At 41.0% G+C, this 16,842-nt stretch carries 13 protein-coding genes, 2 tRNA genes and 2 rRNA genes; 9 read left to right on the plus strand and 8 right to left on the minus strand.

Going from position 1 to position 16,842, the window contains the following annotated elements:
- Window positions 1-67: 67 nt before the first annotated feature.
- Window positions 68-182 (plus strand): 5S ribosomal RNA (rrf, locus tag JMY09_RS08515).
- A 239-nt stretch (window positions 183-421) separates the two neighbouring features.
- On the opposite strand, the gene JMY09_RS08520 is transcribed toward rrf (JMY09_RS08515), so the two are convergent.
- On the minus strand, window positions 422-2,161 hold the full coding sequence (locus tag JMY09_RS08520; protein WP_201623172.1) for a hypothetical protein: 1,740 nt from the start codon (window positions 2,159-2,161) through the stop codon (window positions 422-424).
- A 273-nt stretch (window positions 2,162-2,434) separates the two neighbouring features.
- Here JMY09_RS08520 and rrf (JMY09_RS08525) point away from each other — a divergent pair.
- From rrf (JMY09_RS08525) to JMY09_RS08550, 6 genes are all read left to right on the plus strand, one after another.
- Window positions 2,435-2,548 (plus strand): 5S ribosomal RNA (rrf, locus tag JMY09_RS08525).
- Between the two features lie 180 nt (window positions 2,549-2,728).
- On the plus strand, window positions 2,729-3,079 hold the full coding sequence (locus JMY09_RS08530; RefSeq protein ID WP_201623173.1) for a hypothetical protein: 351 nt from the start codon (window positions 2,729-2,731) through the stop codon (window positions 3,077-3,079).
- A gap of 149 nt (window positions 3,080-3,228) precedes the next feature.
- Complete coding sequence (locus JMY09_RS08535) at window positions 3,229-3,432, plus strand: hypothetical protein (RefSeq protein ID WP_201623174.1); 204 nt, start codon at window positions 3,229-3,231, stop codon at window positions 3,430-3,432.
- Window positions 3,433-3,722: 290 nt separating this feature from the next.
- Window positions 3,723-4,136, plus strand: a complete 414-nt coding sequence (locus JMY09_RS08540) for an OsmC family protein (protein ID WP_201623175.1) — start codon at window positions 3,723-3,725, stop codon at window positions 4,134-4,136.
- A gap of 1 nt (window position 4,137) precedes the next feature.
- Window positions 4,138-4,602: a flavodoxin family protein gene (locus JMY09_RS08545; RefSeq protein ID WP_201623176.1), complete on the plus strand. Its 465-nt coding sequence runs from the start codon at window positions 4,138-4,140 to the stop codon at window positions 4,600-4,602.
- Window positions 4,603-4,662: 60 nt separating this feature from the next.
- Window positions 4,663-5,313, plus strand: coding sequence for a DUF938 domain-containing protein (locus JMY09_RS08550; protein WP_201623177.1), 651 nt, complete (start codon window positions 4,663-4,665; stop codon window positions 5,311-5,313).
- 181 nt (window positions 5,314-5,494) lie between these two features.
- Here JMY09_RS08550 and JMY09_RS08555 read toward each other — a convergent pair whose 3' ends face one another.
- On the minus strand, window positions 5,495-6,286 hold the full coding sequence (locus tag JMY09_RS08555) for a dienelactone hydrolase family protein (protein WP_201623178.1): 792 nt from the start codon (window positions 6,284-6,286) through the stop codon (window positions 5,495-5,497).
- 292 nt (window positions 6,287-6,578) lie between these two features.
- Here JMY09_RS08555 and JMY09_RS08560 point away from each other — a divergent pair, with 292 nt between their 5' ends.
- Both JMY09_RS08560 and JMY09_RS08565 read left to right on the plus strand, forming a co-directional pair.
- Window positions 6,579-8,666: a catalase gene (locus JMY09_RS08560; protein ID WP_201623179.1), complete on the plus strand. Its 2,088-nt coding sequence runs from the start codon at window positions 6,579-6,581 to the stop codon at window positions 8,664-8,666.
- A 578-nt stretch (window positions 8,667-9,244) separates the two neighbouring features.
- Entirely contained in the window at window positions 9,245-10,012 is a 768-nt protein-coding gene (locus JMY09_RS08565; RefSeq protein WP_201623180.1) for an MBL fold metallo-hydrolase, read from the plus strand.
- Window positions 10,013-10,114: 102 nt separating this feature from the next.
- Here the strand turns inward: JMY09_RS08565 and JMY09_RS08570 are convergent.
- The 6 genes from JMY09_RS08570 to JMY09_RS08595 all read right to left on the minus strand — a co-directional run bounded on the left by JMY09_RS08570 (window position 10,115) and on the right by JMY09_RS08595 (window position 16,840).
- Window positions 10,115-10,190, minus strand: a tRNA-Lys gene (locus JMY09_RS08570).
- Between the two features lie 285 nt (window positions 10,191-10,475).
- A tRNA-Lys gene (locus JMY09_RS08575) sits at window positions 10,476-10,551 on the minus strand.
- A gap of 505 nt (window positions 10,552-11,056) precedes the next feature.
- A complete protein-coding gene (locus JMY09_RS08580) occupies window positions 11,057-13,021 on the minus strand; it encodes a MacB family efflux pump subunit (protein ID WP_201623243.1) in 1,965 nt (654 codons plus the stop codon).
- Between the two features lie 248 nt (window positions 13,022-13,269).
- Window positions 13,270-14,724, minus strand: a complete 1,455-nt coding sequence (locus JMY09_RS08585; RefSeq protein ID WP_201623181.1) for an efflux RND transporter periplasmic adaptor subunit — start codon at window positions 14,722-14,724, stop codon at window positions 13,270-13,272.
- 165 nt (window positions 14,725-14,889) lie between these two features.
- Window positions 14,890-16,020, minus strand: a complete 1,131-nt coding sequence (locus tag JMY09_RS08590; RefSeq protein ID WP_201623182.1) for a DNA polymerase III subunit delta — start codon at window positions 16,018-16,020, stop codon at window positions 14,890-14,892.
- Between the two features lie 130 nt (window positions 16,021-16,150).
- Complete coding sequence (locus JMY09_RS08595; protein WP_227677245.1) at window positions 16,151-16,840, minus strand: LPS-assembly lipoprotein LptE; 690 nt, start codon at window positions 16,838-16,840, stop codon at window positions 16,151-16,153.
- Window positions 16,841-16,842 lie beyond the last annotated feature (2 nt).

A 16,842-nucleotide genomic window follows, 5' to 3' on the forward strand; every position in this document is an offset into this window, starting at 1 on the left:
TTGGTCGATTTAAACCCAAAAGTTTAAGTCAAAAACAATAAAAACAGACTCATATCTAACCCCCTTTGCTGACGACAATAGCATGATGGCCCCACCTGATCCCTTCTCGAACTCAGAAGTGAAACATCATCGCGCCAATGGTAGTGTGGCTCCGGCCATGTGAGAGTAGGTCATCGTCAGCTCTCTATTCTAAAATTCCCTAATCAGTTATCTGGTTAGGGAATTTTTTTATCTTTACTTTAGTAGTGACCTACACAGAAAACCCTATTTAAAGGGTTTTGTCTTGCGCAGCCTAACAAAGCAGTGCTTTGTTTTAACGGCGCTCAGGTTATCGTCAGCTCTCTATTCTAGATTTGCACCTTAACTTAACGGTTAAGGGGCTTTTCTTTTGGCTTGAATTTGTATATATTAACTGACTATATTACGAGTTAGTACTCCATTGCTGACTAGATTTAAATATGTCTTGGTAAAGCGCTTCTCTTATTAGTTGAATGCTAAGCTTATTTCTATCTTCATTTAAGCGAAGTATTCGCGGTAGGGTACTGATTCCTAGTTTGCCATCTGCTAAAGCATAATGCCTATAATTTTCATTTATTATTTCATTACATTCAAATTCTGTATAGACCATGCTGTTCTTCTCTGTTTTGGCTAAACGAACTATGGATATAAAAAGGTCTTCGTGTATAGATAGGTTCATTTGATCAATTTCTGCTAATGAATACTCAGGAGTCTTACCTAGTTTTATTTTTTGCCAGAAGCTGCCATTTTTTTGCAGGTAATAGTATTTGTTGATGCCCTTTTTGAACAACTGCAGTTTTTCTATAGAGACTTCCGTTTCATCCAACTGTTGCTTAACAGTCACTAAAGATTTGCCCATAACTTGACAATCATCATCTAAGCTTAGCTGCCCCTCATAAAATAAATCACGTGATTTAGTTAGTAATCTTCTTAGAGTAATTAATTTTACTAGCATTATTTCGCTGCTAGCAGAGTACATAGATAAAGGCTGTAGTCTAAAATCCTGAATGTTCTCACTCATCTGTTTCATCAGTCGGTCTAAATGATAGAATAAATAATCTTGGTCATTTAAATCATGAGAAGTTTTTTCAATGATGTTGGGTAGCTTTTGTAGTATTAAAATTGATAGTTGTTTTTCATACTTTATCATTCGATCTTTTATTATTAACTCAGGATCACTACCATCTTGTTGTAGTGGTTTTTTGAGCAGGGGTCGAAGATAGTCTTGATACAATTGCTGAATCTGGTGTATAAACTTCAGCAGATTATCTGAAACTCCTCTATCAAGAGTATATAGTCTGCTCATACAGTAAGAAGCATGTGCTATATATTCTGAGTTATGCATACTGTCTTTTTTTAGAACAATATGAGTTAAGTAAATATACTTATTGCTACTACCACTATGATCTTCATACAGAAAGCGCCGAAAGGAGTAGGGGTTGTTTTCCATCTTATTAGCAGTGCCGATTAGATACCAATAGTGCTGTCCTTCGACAATAAAAAACTTTCTTTCTGTGCCTTGTTGCTTGATAAAAGGTGGCAAGTAACTGGTTTCTTGAAAGCTCAGGTCAGAAGAATCCCAATTACGGAAATCTCGACCTTGGATTTGCTGTTTAATAAAAACTTCTTTGAAATACGATTTGACTAAATCAACGTCAATATTACGTATGCCAGCATCTATATCTAAACTAACATTATCGATCCATAATGCTAAATCGTATAAAAAGGCTACTCGTATTTTTTGACGGTTCTTTTGATCCTGCAGCAGGTCGTTAACTTCTAAATTATCTAAGTAACCTAATATTGCCTCAATTTTATCTGCCAGTTCTATAGCATTGTATTGGGTAACCTGTGGATCAATTATTTCTGCCATATGCAGGGCTATAGACACTAAGTCTTTATTTGTAGTCTGCAGGTTTTTTATGGTTAATGCTAAGGTATCAGGTCGATTATATATGGGCTTCCTATCCGCTCCTATATAGATACCTCGTGGTTTTAAGATATTCTTATAAACGCTAATTTGAGCTTCTTTATTTAGCTTAGGAAGAATATCCCTAATGACTTCTAACCAATCTGAGCTAAGTGTTGGATCTATAGACTTTAGTTTATATAGCTGGTACTCAGAAAGATCATGAATATTCATTAGTTATAGCCTTTTAAATATTTTTGTCATGTGTTTCATGGGGTGAAGATTTGATTATAATATATGTTATAAGAATATAAAGTATTATTAGTCAACTTTTATCTATTATTTTTACAAATCGAATCTACTTCAATGTAGATTCTGATCATTGCAATTAACAATCTAGTATTTCGATATCACCTTTACCCTTGATTCAGTTAGGTTATGATTGGTCGATTTAAACCTAGAATTTAAATCAAAGACAATCAAAACAGACTCATATCTAACCCCTTTGCTGATGACAATAGCTTGATGACCTTACCTGACCCTTCTCGGAATCAGAAGTGAAACATCATCGCGCTAATGGTAATGTGGGTTCGCCCCTGTAAGAGTATGTTGTTGTCAGCTGTCTTTTCTAGATAAACCCCCAACGTGAATTCGTTAGGGGGTTTCTTCCGTTCATGAGGTTGCTTCCAGTACTATTTACTGCAGCCTTTAATAGCAATACTCTTGCTATATTCATGCAATACACTTATGCTTATGATAAAAGCGAGTTGCTTTTTCTTAGCTTAAAAATGCAGAAGTTTTTTGACTGAAGCAGAGCTAGTGAATATTGTAGAAATGGTGAGTTCTTCGAATCCATTCTATATCCAAGCTAAATTTTGGATTTCCACAATATTAAGTGTAGCAGGTGTGATTTTCTCTATAATGGCATATCGTGAAGCTAGAGCCGCAAAAAAGGCCGCATTTGAAGCTGAGAAAACAGTCAAAATTCAAACAATAACCATTGAATTAACCGAAATAGCGCAGCGACTAGATAAACTTGACTTTGAATTAAGTTCTTCTGAATCCAGAGATCTATTAAATGAAATTTCACGTCGTCTTAGGAGACTTATTGCACCTTTCCAAGACAATAAAGACCTAGTTAATTCGTGCTAAAATTTGAAAGCTGCACTTGATTGATAATAATTAGTTGTTAGCTGATAATTTAATGAAGTGTTATATTTCAAACGAAGTGTATGGTTAAGTCTTTTATAGTAAACGACATCAATGAGCTCGAACAACTTGAGTAGAAATTGTACGAGTCAATGGATAAGGCTTTATTACAAATTAGCCCTGAGATTAATTCAAACTCTTCAAAAATGCTCTTTTCAAAAATTAAGTTTGGCGGTATAGGTTTTGATCCTTTAGATTCTAAGCGTGAACTGAATATAGTCGAACAAATCAATCTTTTACGTATTTGTCATCATTTTATGCATTGGAAATTCTATTTACTGAATACCCCAAATTAGCTCCATTCAGACTTAATCTTGGAATTGCTTCAGGTTCAGATATTGAATCAGAATGTGGTGAGTTAGCTGCTGAAGTATTTGCTGCAGTGGCTCCCACAAACAATCAGCAGCTTAAGAAAGATATAAATAAGGTATTAGAGACTAATGCCAAACTAAAATTCGTGTGCTTCATCTGTCCTAACTTCGAATTAGGGCGGCGACCTCAGTTTGAAAGAGATGATGTAATTATATGAGCATTGAAAGGTGCAAATACATTATAAATATCGAACAGAATTATAAAAGGGAAAAATATGACAACCTCAAAAGTAACCTACCAAGGTCAATTGCGTACTCAAGCTATTCACCTGCAATCAAATAACGAAATTATTACTGATGCGCCGACAGATAATCATGGCAAAGGTGAAGCTTTTTCGCCAACAGATCTTTTAGCGACGAGTTTAGCCAGCTGTATGCTAACTATTATCGGTATCAAAGCTGCTGATATGGGTATTGATGTCACTGGTACTACTGCTGAAGTGACTAAGGTGATGGCTGCTGATCCAAGACGAGTTAGTGAAATACACATAGTGATGACTTTTCTACAAGAGCTAGATGAAAAGACATTAACCATATTTTATAGAACTGCTCTAACTTGTCCAGTGGCTAACAGCCTACATCCTGATATTACCCAGAACTTAGTTTTTAGCAATAGTAATAAATCTTAATATGTCCGTCAAAACGCTACTTATCGTTGCTCACGCGCCATCACAGAATACTCAGAAGCTAGCGCAAGCCGCTTACCAAGGCGCTAATCATCCAGAGATTGATGTCAAAGTGGTGCTAAAGTCACCACAAGATACGCAGCCGGAAGATGTGTTAGCCGCTGATGCCTTGTTATTGGGGACTACTGAGAACTTAGCTTATATGGCAGGACTGACCAAAGACTTTTTTGATCGTTGCTACTATCCGGTGTTAGAGAAAAAGCAAGGCATGCCTTTTGCCTTGTATATCCGTGCTGGTCATGATGGTACAGGGACCAAACGTGCTATGCAGACTATCATTACTGGTCTACGCTGGAACTATGTACAAGAGCCGTTGATCCTACAAGGAGAGTGGCAAGAAGGCTTCGCTGAGCAAGTTGAAGAGCTAGCCATGACTTTGGCGGCTGGACTAGAAGCCGGTATTTACTAGACTTATTTTATAATGCTCATTTTTAACAGTAATTATTAGGGTCAGTTATCAGAGGTCGTTATGAACGCAGATAAATCAGCGCAAGCTAGTGTACAGATAACAGCTAATTTGCCATTATCGCGAGCTTGTGAGAATAATAAACAGCCTATTTTAGAGGTTCTGCAAAAAGAGCTGCAAGATTCGCAGCAAGTCTTAGAGATAGGGTCAGGGACTGGTCAACATAGCGTCTATTTTGCGCCAAATCTAGCTCATCTGCAGTGGCACACTAGCGATGTTAGAGCTAATCATTGGGCTATTAAAGCTTGGCACGCCGCTCACCCTGCCTCTAATTTACAGGGGCCTTTAGCTTTTGATTTGGCTAGTGATGCTTTTCCTAATAGTCCTATTGATACTATAGCTTACGATACAGTATTTACCGCTAATACCTTACATATTATTAGCTGGGCACTAGTTGAGCAGTTATTCCGGTTAGTAGGCGAGGCATTAGCTACCGATGGCAAACTTATCATTTATGGCCCCTTTAATGAAGACGGTTATTACACTAGTGTTGGCAATCAGCAGTTCGACGCTATGCTACGACAAGGCAATGCTGATAGCGGTATTCGTGATAAAGAAAAGGTTGTGGCTCTAGCGACTATGCACGGTTTAACGCTGCAAACTAGCTATCAGATGCCTGCTAATAATCAATTATTAGTGTTTCAAAAACAATAACCCTCTCAGTTATTAAAATGAGTCATTACCGCTTTAGGATAAAAAAATATCTCAATCGACCTTGATAAGATTTAACTTGAGATATCTGTTGGTTCGAGCTTATTTATAGTGCCTTAATTTTAGGGTTTTAATGTTTTAATGTTTTAATGTTTTAAGATTGTAAGGCTGCTAATTATCAGCCTTATTTATACTCGTCTGCTAAAAAGTCCAGATAACGTTTCCAAGAGCGCTGATCGGCACGCGCATCATAGCTAGCCGTATCAAAAACCGTATAGGCATGTTTAGCGCCGCTATAAGTTACCATCTCATGTGGTACTTTGGCGGCTTCTAAAGTCTTGCCCAGCATCGTAAAGCTCTCAAGAGATACTGCTTCATCCGCTGTACCATGAAAAACTAAAATCTCTCCGCTAGTAGTGTCATAATTTTGACCTGCTGGAATATCAAAGGCTCCATGGAAAGGGACAAAAGCTTTTTGTGGGAATCCCGAGCGCGCCAACTCTAAGGCAACCGTGCCACCGAAACAGTAGCCCATAGTCACCCCTTGCTGCACGTTATTACCTTGTTGCTGACCGACGTTTAATGCTCCAGCAAGCAAGCGGCGCATTTTATTTCTATCATCATATAATCTGGCAGTCAGACGTTTTTTATCTTCCATAGTGGTTGGACGAATGCCAGCGCCAAACATGTCAGCTGCTAATACATTGTAGCCTTGACTGGCGAGCATATCTGCCCGCTTACGCTCATAGTCGGTAACCCCATCCCAATCGTGTATCAGTAGAATAAAAGGCGCATTAGGTTTATCTGCTTTGGCGTAATAGCCTTGATAAGGCATATTATCTACCGTATAGCTAATATCTTTAGTAGTAATAGCACTGGCTGTTTGGCTAACCATTAATCCCATAGCCGCTGAACAACAGCTTAGTAGCAAAGAGCGGTAAGGGGTGATCGGGACATTGACTGAAGTGAATAACATAAGTAGCCTCATCGTTTAAATGAATAAATTTTGACTAAAAGTCGTATCGATTGAGAGCAAATACTATAAATACTGCTGATTGGTTAGCATTATTTATAGTAAATGATAACTACCCTAACAGCAGCTATTATCGATCATAGCATGACCTAGAAAAACTAAGAAAGGAGTTTAGGTAGAGTGCAAAAGTTAACTAAAAATCAACAAGGATAGCCATGATTGAATCATTGTTTTTGGGTACTATTGTCTAGTAATGTTTTTAGTTTTCACTTTCGATAACTAGCTAGGATGGATTATGAAAAGTAATATTGATCATACTGACCCCGCCAAAGATATGAATCCAACACGTGGTAATGGTGGTGAAACCCATCAGCGTGCTGGTGACGATACTAAGGCTTTGACCACCCAACAAGGTGTAGTCATATCTGATAACCAAAACTCTCTTAAAGCAGGAAGTCGGGGACCGACTTTATTAGAAGACTTCGTGTTGCGTGAGAAGATTAATCATTTTGATCATGAGCGTATTCCTGAGCGTGTGGTTCATGCACGTGGTAGTGCTGCCCATGGCTATTTTGAATTAACTGAATCGCTAGAAGAATATACTACTGCTAAGATATTGACTGAGACTGGTAAGCAAACCCCTTTGTTTACACGTTTCTCTACTGTGGCTGGTAACAAAGGCTCAAAAGACACTCCACGTGATGTCCGTGGTTTTGCGGTAAAAGTCTATACCGAAGAGGGTAACTGGGATATCGTTGGTAACAATATGCCCATCTTCTTTATCCAAGATGCAATGAAGTTTCCAGATTTAGTTCATGCGGTAAAACCTGAGCCTGATCGTGGCTTTCCGCAAGCGGCCTCTGCCCATGATACTTTTTGGGACTTTGTGTCACTAAGTCCTGAAACTATGCACAACGTGATTTGGCTGATGAGTGATCGTGGTTTGCCCCGTAGCTTGAGAATGATGGAAGGCTTTGGTATTCATAGCTATCGCTTGATTAATAAAGATGGCAAAAGCACCTTTGTCCGTTTTCATTGGAAACCAGTACTAGGCGTACAGTCAACGACTTGGGATGAAGCCGTAAAAATATCTGGAGCCGATCCTGATTATCATCGTCGTGACTTGTTTGAAGCGATTGATGGTGGCGATTATCCAGAGTGGGAATTCGGTGTTCAGCTATTCTCAGAAGAGCAAGCTAATGAGTTCCCGTTTGATCATTTAGACGCCACTAAGTTGATTCCAGAAGAACTGGTACCCGTTAAAATCGTTGGTAAAATGGTATTGAATCGCAATGTAGATAACTTCTTTGCTGAAACTGAGCAAGTGGCGTACTGCTTATCACACGTACCACCTGGTATCGACTTCAGTAACGATCCACTGCTGCAAGGACGTTTATTTAGCTATCTAGATACTCAGTTATCTCGTCTTGGCTCACCAAACTTTGCGCAGATTCCAATCAATGCGCCAAAATGTCCGTTTGCTAATAATCAGCAAGATGGTCATATGCAGATGCAGGTTCCTAAGACTCGAGTTCTTTATGAGCCGCAAAGCTTAGACCCTACTAGACCGCGTGAAAGTGTTAAAAAAGGCTTTGAGTCGTTCCATGAAAAAATGGACGATGGGGTGAAAGGTCGTGTACGCGCTGAGAGCTTTGCTGATCATTATAGTCAGCCTCGTATGTTCTATCGTAGTCAGACCGCTATAGAACAAGCCCACATCGCTTCTGCTTATGCGTTTGAGCTAGGTAAAGTAGATACGGCTCATGTTCGGGTACGTACTTTGAGTCACTTGCTCAATATCGATGAAGATTTAGCCAAGCGTGTGGCGACAGCGCTAGGGATGAAATTACCTGAAGCCGCTGAGCCAGCAGCAGCTATAGTTGATATGGCTACTTCTGAGCCACTACAAACTATCGGTCGTACACCTAAGAGCTTAAAAGGACGTTTAGTCGGTATCTTAGTTGCTGATGGGTCTAAGCATAGCGAAATTCAAAAGTTTGAAGATGCAGCCAAAGAGCAGGGCGCTAGCGTGAAGATCGTCGCTCCGAATAAAGAAGTGCTATTAGATGATGGTACTCGTATCCAAGCTGATGAGCGTCTAGCTGGTGGTCCATCGGTGCTATTTGATGCCGTCGTTAGTATCATCATGCCAGAGCAAGCTAAAAAGCTGGCTAAAGACAGCTCAGCATTAGATTGGTTTACCGATGCCTATGTGCATTGTAAAGCTATCGCTTATTGCGGGGCGACTGACGAATTCATCTTAAGTAAATTACCGATTGAAAAAGATGCTTTTGTTACGCCATTGTCTGATCTAGATGGCTTTATCGAAAACGCTAAATCGCGTTTATGGGAGCGTGAGCCAAAAGTCCGTGACTTGGCTTAACAGTTATTGATTATTGATTATTAATTATGGTTAATTGCTATTAATTTACTTTGATTTTAGACTACAAAAACCCAGCCTAAGTGCTGGGTTTTTGCTATTAAGCGCATAGATATATAACAACACAGATATAGGCATAGAGTAATTAAAAAAATATAAACACAAGCGTTCACTGAGAATAATATATTTTGACCGTAGCAAGGCTATACTTAGGGGGTGTTAAATTTTTATCAGCCGAGCAATACTGTTGGCAATGGCTCAAAGCTGGATGGCAAACTAGATCGAAATTGCAAATAACGCAGAGGGTTTTTTATTAGGATAAGCGGCTAGATTTGCTACCTCCTACTTCTTAAGCTCAGCAGTAAAACCTCCTAGCAGTCGTCAACAACAGGACTGCTTTTTTGTGCTACGGCGCTAAAGCTAGGCCATTAGCCACACTGTACTACAGAGCTTTTTGCTGCTATTTTAAAATTATTGGACTAGAAATAGTCTCTATTAAAAACATATTAATGCTGTAATCAATGGTTTGACACCAGCTAATTTGAATAAAACAATGACAGATATTACGTCAGGAAATATTTATGACTTTAAGTAATATTATTCGTATAGACGGGTATATCCAAAGTAGTTATTTGGCCGTATACCCAGATAAGCTGCTATTACTCGATGGTTGCTGTCGTGCTGATGTGCCGATAGTATTACGCTACATCAAAAACACGCTGCAGCGTCCTATAAGTGACCTAAAAGTAGTTATGGTTACTCACATGCATCCAGATCATGCTGGTGGTGCTCACAAGTTGCGAGAGGCGACAGGCTGCCTAGTCGTATCCGCTGATAAACCAAAACAATGGTATGCCGGTATTGGTGGTCAAATGATGCACTTAGTAGATATTGGCTTAGCTCATTATGTGGCCAATAGGCAAAATCGTCCTTTCAAAAAACTATGGTACTCCGCTCATTTGCAAGCTGATATAAAAGTTAGTGATGGGGAGAGTATTCCTGAGTTTGAAGATTGGCAAGTGTTAGAGACACCTGGACATACTGATCGAGATTTGTCGTTGTATCATTTGCCAACCCGACAAGTATATATCGCTGATCTAATCATTAAGCTTCGTCATAAGTTTGTCGCCCCTTTTCCTATTTATGATCCCAAATCTTATATCAATTCCCTGCAAAAAATAAAAAATCTTAATCCTACTAAGGTAATGATGGCGCATGGGCGTGAGCTGGCTATCGACGCCGCTACTTTTGATATGCTTATCGTACAAGCCCCTAAAGAGCCACGTACAGTAAAAGATACTATCAAGCATAAGCTAAGAGGCAAAAAGAGTAATTTTAGCGAATATTAATTATCCCCTTGAGCGCTGATAGGAGATAGCAACTACTAGCACAGAAATTATAGGCATAAAAAAAGCCCAATCATTATAAATAATGACTGGGCTTTTGGAATATGGTGGACCGACCGCGACTCGAACGCGGGACCAATTGATTAAAAGTCAACTGCTCTACCAACTGAGCTATCGGTCCTGAGAAGCGTATAAAAATTGCACTGCAATTTTAGCTTCGCAAGAGAAAAACCTTTAAATAGGTTTTTCTTAAACTTAATGTTTAGAAAGAATTTATAGTAAATTTACATTTTCGTAAATTCTAAAAAACTCGATATCAACACTAAGGTATTGCAAGTGAAATTTACTTAAAGGTAAATTTCGGGGTTAGTCCTAAGTAATCCTCTTAAAAGAAAACTACTTAAAACTAAACTTATCAAGTTAATACCGAGTAGGGTAAAACACTTCACAAGCATACTACTAAAAATGGTGGACCGACCGCGACTCGAACGCGGGACCAATTGATTAAAAGTCAACTGCTCTACCAACTGAGCTATCGGTCCTGAGAAGCGTATAAAAATTGCACTGCAATTTTAGCTTCGCAAGAGAAAAACCTTTAAATAGGTTTTTCTTAAACTTAATGTTTAGAAAGAATTTATAGTAAATTTACATTTTCGTAAATTCTAAAAAACTCGATATCAACACTAAGGTATTGCAAGTAATATTTCCTTAAAGGGAAATATTTGGTTCTTATAGCGTATAAAAATTGCATGACAATTTTAACTCTACAAGAGAAAATTCCTTAAAGGAGATTTTCTAAAAACATCACATTCAAATTACTAATTCTATTTGAGTGCAACTGAAATTCATTAAATAGAACTTCGTATCCACGCTTAGATAATTTCTATCCCTAAACGTGAGAGCACATTATATATAGTCTTGAGATAAATACAACCCTATAGACCCAAAAAAACGTAAATTCTATGTAAAAACTACCAATTTATTAAAATATACTTTCTGCTAGGCCAAATTAGGCCTATTTTTACCGCTTTAAGGGCCTATATTTCGCTAATCTCTAGACAAAGCCTCTACAGGATCTAATCTAGCAGCATTGCGAGCGGGTAAGAAGCCAAAAATCACCCCGATTAAGGTGGAGCAAATAAAAGCGGCGATGATAGAAGTTGGCGAATAGATAACTTTAAAGCTATCAGAGCCAATACTATTGATGCCTTCACCAATCATAAAGGCTAAAAACACCCCAAGGCTGCCCCCTAAAATACAGACTAGTATCGCCTCAATCAAAAACTGCTGCATGATATCGCTTTGACGAGCACCTACTGCCATGCGCACGCCAATCTCATTAGTACGCTCAGTCACAGAGACCAACATGATATTCATCACCCCAATACCGCCTACGATCAATGAAATGATAGCAATGGAAGAAATCAGCAAGGTCATAGTGGTGGTAGTGGCTTCAATAGTCTGACGAATAGAATCCGAGTTACGAACTCGGAAGTCATCGGCACCATGACGGCCTTCAATAAGCTTAGTAATAGCGGTTTCAGCCGCAGCCGAGGAAATCTCAGTATCAATCAAAGCTACGAAGCGATCGATATAGGCCGTGCCCTTAATGCGAGACATCATAGTGGTATAAGGCATATAAATCGTCGGCGCATCGCTAGACATGCCAAAGCCACCTGCATCTTTTGCTTCTAATACCCCTATCACTCGTCCTGGTACGTTGCCTATCAGCATCACTTCACCAATCGGATCTGGCGTATCAGCAAAAAAAGTCTTTTTAGCATTGTCATCGATAATAATATCTTGGGTACGGCGGTTGACACTTTGCTCATCAAAGCCTTGTCCTGAGGCTAAGGTCTCACCAGTCACCGCTAGATAATCTTGGCCAACCCCGCTGACGCTGGCTGACTCTTGAATACTACGGTAGCGCACACTAGTATTAGTATCTAACTGCGGGCTAACACTGACCACATAAGGTTGATCACCCACTGCTTTAGCATCTTCTGGAGTGAGACTATCATCATTATATTGGCGACGTGGATCACCATAGGGATAGCCGTCAGTCACCGTGATAGTATTAGTACCTAAAGAGCTAATATTAGATAAGATTTGCTGTTGCGAGCCTTTACCTAAGCCCACTACTGAAACTACAGAGGCAATACCGATAATGATGCCTAGCATCGTCAGGACAGTACGCATCTTATGCGCTCGCATCGCTAATAAAGACATCTTAAAGGCTTCGGTCAGGCGATCGATGAAGCTAGCTAGCGGGCCTTTTTGATTACTAGCTAAGATATTTGGTGGGGCAGGTTTCGGTTCAGTACCAGCTTGTAAATAAGCCTCATTGTGATAATCGGCAATGATATGACCATCTTTTAGCTCGATGACTCTTTCTGCTTGCGCTGCGATACTAGGATCATGAGTTACCATGATGACGGTATGACCTCGGCGATTAAGATCTTTGAGAATCTGCATGACATCAGCGCCAGACTTGCTATCTAAGGCACCTGTAGGCTCATCGGCTAAAATGACATCCCCGCCATTCATCAGAGCTCTAGCAATAGAAACTCGTTGCTGCTGACCACCAGAAAGCTGATTAGGACGGTTGGTTACTTTATCAGCGAGCCCCAAATCGGCTAACAGACTTTCAGCGCGTTCAATTCGAGCTTCACCATCCATACCGGCATAGACAGCAGGGACTGCAACGTTGTCACGTGCACTGATATCCCCTAGCAAATGATAGCGCTGAAAAATAAAACCAAAATGCTCACGGCGTAGCTTGGCCAAATCGTCGGCATCTAAGCGCTCGACAGGTTGACCATAGATCAAGTAACGCCCGGCATTGGCTTTATCCAAACAGCCCAAGATATTCATCAGGGTCGACTTACCTGAGCCGGATTGGCCGATGATAGCGAGCATTTCGCCCTGATAAATAGTCAAATCGATATCATGCAATACACGAATTCTCTGCTCACCGGCAGGAAACTCTCTGATGATACCCGTCAGCTCCATGATCGGCTGACCCTTAGGAGGGTGAGTGTTAGCTGGCTTGTTTAACTCAGTGGAAGGTTCGGTTTTGGCCAAGCTAACAGACGAATCTGCTGCCGACGGAGCAAGAATTGGCGAAGAAGGGCTGGTCATAGCGATCTCTTATCAAAGCGTTACAGACGGCGACAGCTACTACTTAGTATTTAACACAGCAGTTAACAGTCGCCACGGTAAGGGAGCTGGCAAAGGTGAGTGGTCATCCACAAGTCAGGTTACATACCTGGTGGACGACGACGGGGGCCTCCAGCGCCTCCTTTACTTGGGCCTTCTTCGCCGATAATCACGGTATCCCCAACTTGTAAACCAGTTAAAATTTGGGCGTCTACTCGGTTATCAATACCGACTGTGACGGCTTTATCTTCCACACTGCCATCAGTATTAAGGACGCGCACAAAACGCTTTTTGCTACTTAGAGCATCCTTTGGTTGAGCAGTATTTCCTTGCTTAGTACCTTTGCGATTAGCAGTAGCAGACTTATCCTCTTCGCCGTTTGAACGTTGAGCTTGCACCTTATTGCCTTTAGCATCCTTCGACTTGCCTGAGCTATTATCGCTCATGCTTGGCATGTTTTGTAAGGCTGAAGAGGGCACTAATAACACATTTTTGGCTTGATTGATAACCACGAATACTTGCGCTGTCATATCAATACGGAAGCGCTTATCAGGATTAGGCACTTCGATATAGCCGACATAATAAATCGCTGAGTCTGCCGCACTAGTAGTACTAATAGTTTCAGGAGCAGGTTCGATAGCCGTTAATACCGCATCATACTTTTGATCTGGATCGCCGATAGTATTGAAATAAACTGGTAGGCCAGCTCGTACGTTAATCACATCAGCTTCAGATATTTGCGCATTGATACGCACAGTTGATAAATCGGCTAAAGTGACAATAGTCGGCGTTGACTGATTAGCGTTGACCGTGGCACCTTGTTCTGTAGTTACTGATACTACCGTACCATCCATAGGGGCACGAATAGTAGTATAGCCTAAGTTTTCAGAGGCGGTATCGAGGTCTGTTTGTGACTTCTGTAGTCCGGCTTGGTCGCTGGCAATATTGGATTGTGCGGTGATTAAAGAGGCTTTAGCATTATCAATAGCCGCTTGAGCGACAATGACATCGGCTTCGGCAGAAGATACTTTGACTGCTGCCGAGTCATAATCTTGCTGAGAAATAGCATCGATAGCTACTAAAGACTTTAAGCGGCCGAAGTCCACACGGGCTTGTTTGAGGGCCACTTGCTTACGAGTAAGGTCAGCATAAGCACTATCTAAGCTGGCTTGACGACTGCCATATTCCGCCTGCGCACTTTGCAGACCTGCACGGCTTTGCGCTAACGAAGCTTGCTGATTGGAAAGGTTGTTTTTTTGCGTCACTTGATCAATCTGAGCAATCAAGTCGCCTTTTTTGACTTCATCGCCAACTTTGACATATAACTTAGTCACTTCCCCAGATACCTGAGCACCTACATCAACGGTATTTAACGCCTTCACCTTACCTGAGGCCATGACGTTATTCTCGACATCGCCTAGCTTAGCCGTTGCGGTGATGTAATTGGGGGTTTCTTCTTTGGGTTTAAATTTGCTATATGCTAGTGCCCCTAAGGCGACTAGGATAAGGGCAATGATGCCCCATTTAATAGCAGACTTCTTACTAAGTTTGCGCATTATGACAATCCAATTTCAATCGACTAAAATATAGTTATAGTAAAGGCTTAGCTACTAAAAGTGAATGGTAATTAGTTTGCGAAAGGTTAAGCAGGTAGATAGGAGGGCAAAGCACTAAAAGGCAGTAAAAGTTATTAACAGTAACTGGGACAAACTTGCCCGCTTTTATCTATTGGCAAATAGTGTTTGGCCGGATAATTGCAGTGCAGCTTGCAATAAAAGCTCCCAAGCAGGTTGACGTATTAGACCTTTGATCGCCTGATCACAGCGATAAAGTAAGTCAGGCCATTGGGCGGTTTGCGCGGTGGTTTGGCGACGGCAGGCCTGCTGGTATAAGCCCTGTTTACTACGCCAGATACCTAATGCTTGTGGGTCTTGTCCATCCATTAATGCCATAAACTGACGCATATCTTTACTGATCGCCCATAGCACTAACGTAGTCGGTTCGTCAGTAGCCTTAAGCTGCAATATAATCTTGGTAACTTGTCTAAGGTCGCCGGCGAGCATCGCATCAGATAGATCAAAGACGCTAAACTGTGCGTCGCTCACTAGCGCGGCTTGTAAGTCAGTAATATCTAACGCTAAGGGTTTTGCCTCAGGGCTAGTATTGTTAGAACTAAGCTCAGGTATAGAGCTTTTATCAGCATCATTACCAGAGTGATGGTCTGGTTGCGGCTGTTGCTTAGGGTTAAAAGCGCTCAATGTCGGCGCAAACAGATAAGACAAGCGCCATAAAGTCTGATAAGCGCTGAGTAAATGATGCTCAGTATGCGACATCAGCAGCTGCCAAGCATCTTGTGATAAGCGTAAACCAAACTGCTGTGCTTGAACCTGTAACAACTGCTGACGTTGGCGCTCATCATATAAATTACAATCAATAATGTGGCCGTATTGGGCAAAAGGTGCGAACCATTTGCTGCTTTGCGCACGTTTATCCTGTTTAGGTGTTAACCATAATAAACTATGACTATGTGCGCCCGTTTGGGCATCAATGGCGAAGCGTTCTAACTCAGTGAGGATAGCTTTGTCCGGTTTATGATTGCCAGTGACAATCAAGGCGCTAGCATCGTCGAATAACGATAAGCTACTCAGTTCTGAAAGGACCTCTTGCCAGCTTTTTACTGATATTAGCTCAATACGTTTAATGGCATAATTTTGTGCACGCCAATGCGGTCGTAGCGCGTCGATTAACCACTGCTGTAATAACGCCTCATCACCTTGCGCTAGCCACAAGCCGGCTACTGCAACAGTAGGCTGCAGTAACTTAGGATAAGCTTGGGTAAAAGTCTCTTGCATAAGGTATAGGCTATTTAGTTCAGCAGGTTGGTTTGTTGAGCACGGTATCTTGGTGGTATTTAGTCTAGCGTTAGCATAGCTATCGGGTAACTATAACTATGCTGAGCATTTATCAACCAAAACTAAAAAGCTAAGGTTTTGGCGCAATAATCTTTGCGCTAGAATTTGCAGTGGGTTGACGCACCATCGAAGACGAGCTACTGGCACTGTTAGGCGCTAATTTTGGTAGGCTAATAGCCACATACTGATCAGTAATACGACGAGCTAAGCTGTCATATAGCCAACCACGGATTTGAGTGCCTTGCTGATCATCGGTACTGACCGAGGCCTCGTTATACTGATAGCTGCGTTCAACTTGGATAGGACTGGTCAAAGTCACAGGTTGACCGTTTTTCATAGTCTGATAAGTAACGTCGGCAGATAATACTAGGCGAATCTCTGTCAATACCCCGACCAACTCATAATTTTTAAAACGCAAGTTATCGATTTTGATACTGGCAATCTGCTCTGCATCAGTATTAGCAGCAGCGCTATTAGCTGCACTCTCGATCATAGTAATGCCATCGACCACATCAACGCCTAAAGCTTCTAAGCGTCTAGTCAGTGGTAGCTTCAACGGGAATGAGATGCGATTGTCTTCGACAATAATAGCTGTCTTAGCAACCTCAAAGCGCAAAGGCGCATCGTAACCCCGTAGATGAAAACCGCAGCCAGTCAGTAAACTGGCGCTACCGAGTACGGTAACCATTGGCAGGCTTGCCAGTAGCATAACGGCAAGCTTATTTACTGTCGATGGTTTGGTTGATGACTGATACGCCATAA

Origin of the sequence: Psychrobacter urativorans, assembly GCF_904846695.1 — a bacterium.
Taxonomy (GTDB): domain Bacteria; phylum Pseudomonadota; class Gammaproteobacteria; order Pseudomonadales; family Moraxellaceae; genus Psychrobacter; species Psychrobacter urativorans.

What these genes read in the sequence shown, in the direction of transcription:
- JMY09_RS08545 (WP_201623176.1), top strand. Translation starts at nt 4,138, where the DNA reads ATGTCCGTCAAAACGCTACTTATCGTTGCTCACGCGCCATCACAGAAT.
- JMY09_RS08580 (WP_201623243.1), bottom strand. Translation starts at nt 13,021, where the DNA reads ATGGAGCTGACGGGTATCATCAGAGAGTTTCCTGCCGGTGAGCAGAGA.
- JMY09_RS08550 (WP_201623177.1), top strand. Translation starts at nt 4,663, where the DNA reads ATGAACGCAGATAAATCAGCGCAAGCTAGTGTACAGATAACAGCTAAT.
- JMY09_RS08540 (WP_201623175.1), top strand. Translation starts at nt 3,723, where the DNA reads ATGACAACCTCAAAAGTAACCTACCAAGGTCAATTGCGTACTCAAGCT.
- JMY09_RS08555 (WP_201623178.1), bottom strand. Translation starts at nt 6,286, where the DNA reads ATGTTATTCACTTCAGTCAATGTCCCGATCACCCCTTACCGCTCTTTG.
- JMY09_RS08590 (WP_201623182.1), bottom strand. Translation starts at nt 16,020, where the DNA reads ATGCAAGAGACTTTTACCCAAGCTTATCCTAAGTTACTGCAGCCTACT.
- JMY09_RS08535 (WP_201623174.1), top strand. Translation starts at nt 3,229, where the DNA reads ATGGATAAGGCTTTATTACAAATTAGCCCTGAGATTAATTCAAACTCT.
- JMY09_RS08560 (WP_201623179.1), top strand. Translation starts at nt 6,579, where the DNA reads ATGAAAAGTAATATTGATCATACTGACCCCGCCAAAGATATGAATCCA.
- JMY09_RS08520 (WP_201623172.1), bottom strand. Translation starts at nt 2,161, where the DNA reads ATGAATATTCATGATCTTTCTGAGTACCAGCTATATAAACTAAAGTCT.
- JMY09_RS08585 (WP_201623181.1), bottom strand. Translation starts at nt 14,724, where the DNA reads ATGCGCAAACTTAGTAAGAAGTCTGCTATTAAATGGGGCATCATTGCC.
- JMY09_RS08565 (WP_201623180.1), top strand. Translation starts at nt 9,245, where the DNA reads ATGACTTTAAGTAATATTATTCGTATAGACGGGTATATCCAAAGTAGT.
- JMY09_RS08595 (WP_227677245.1), bottom strand. Translation starts at nt 16,840, where the DNA reads ATGGCGTATCAGTCATCAACCAAACCATCGACAGTAAATAAGCTTGCC.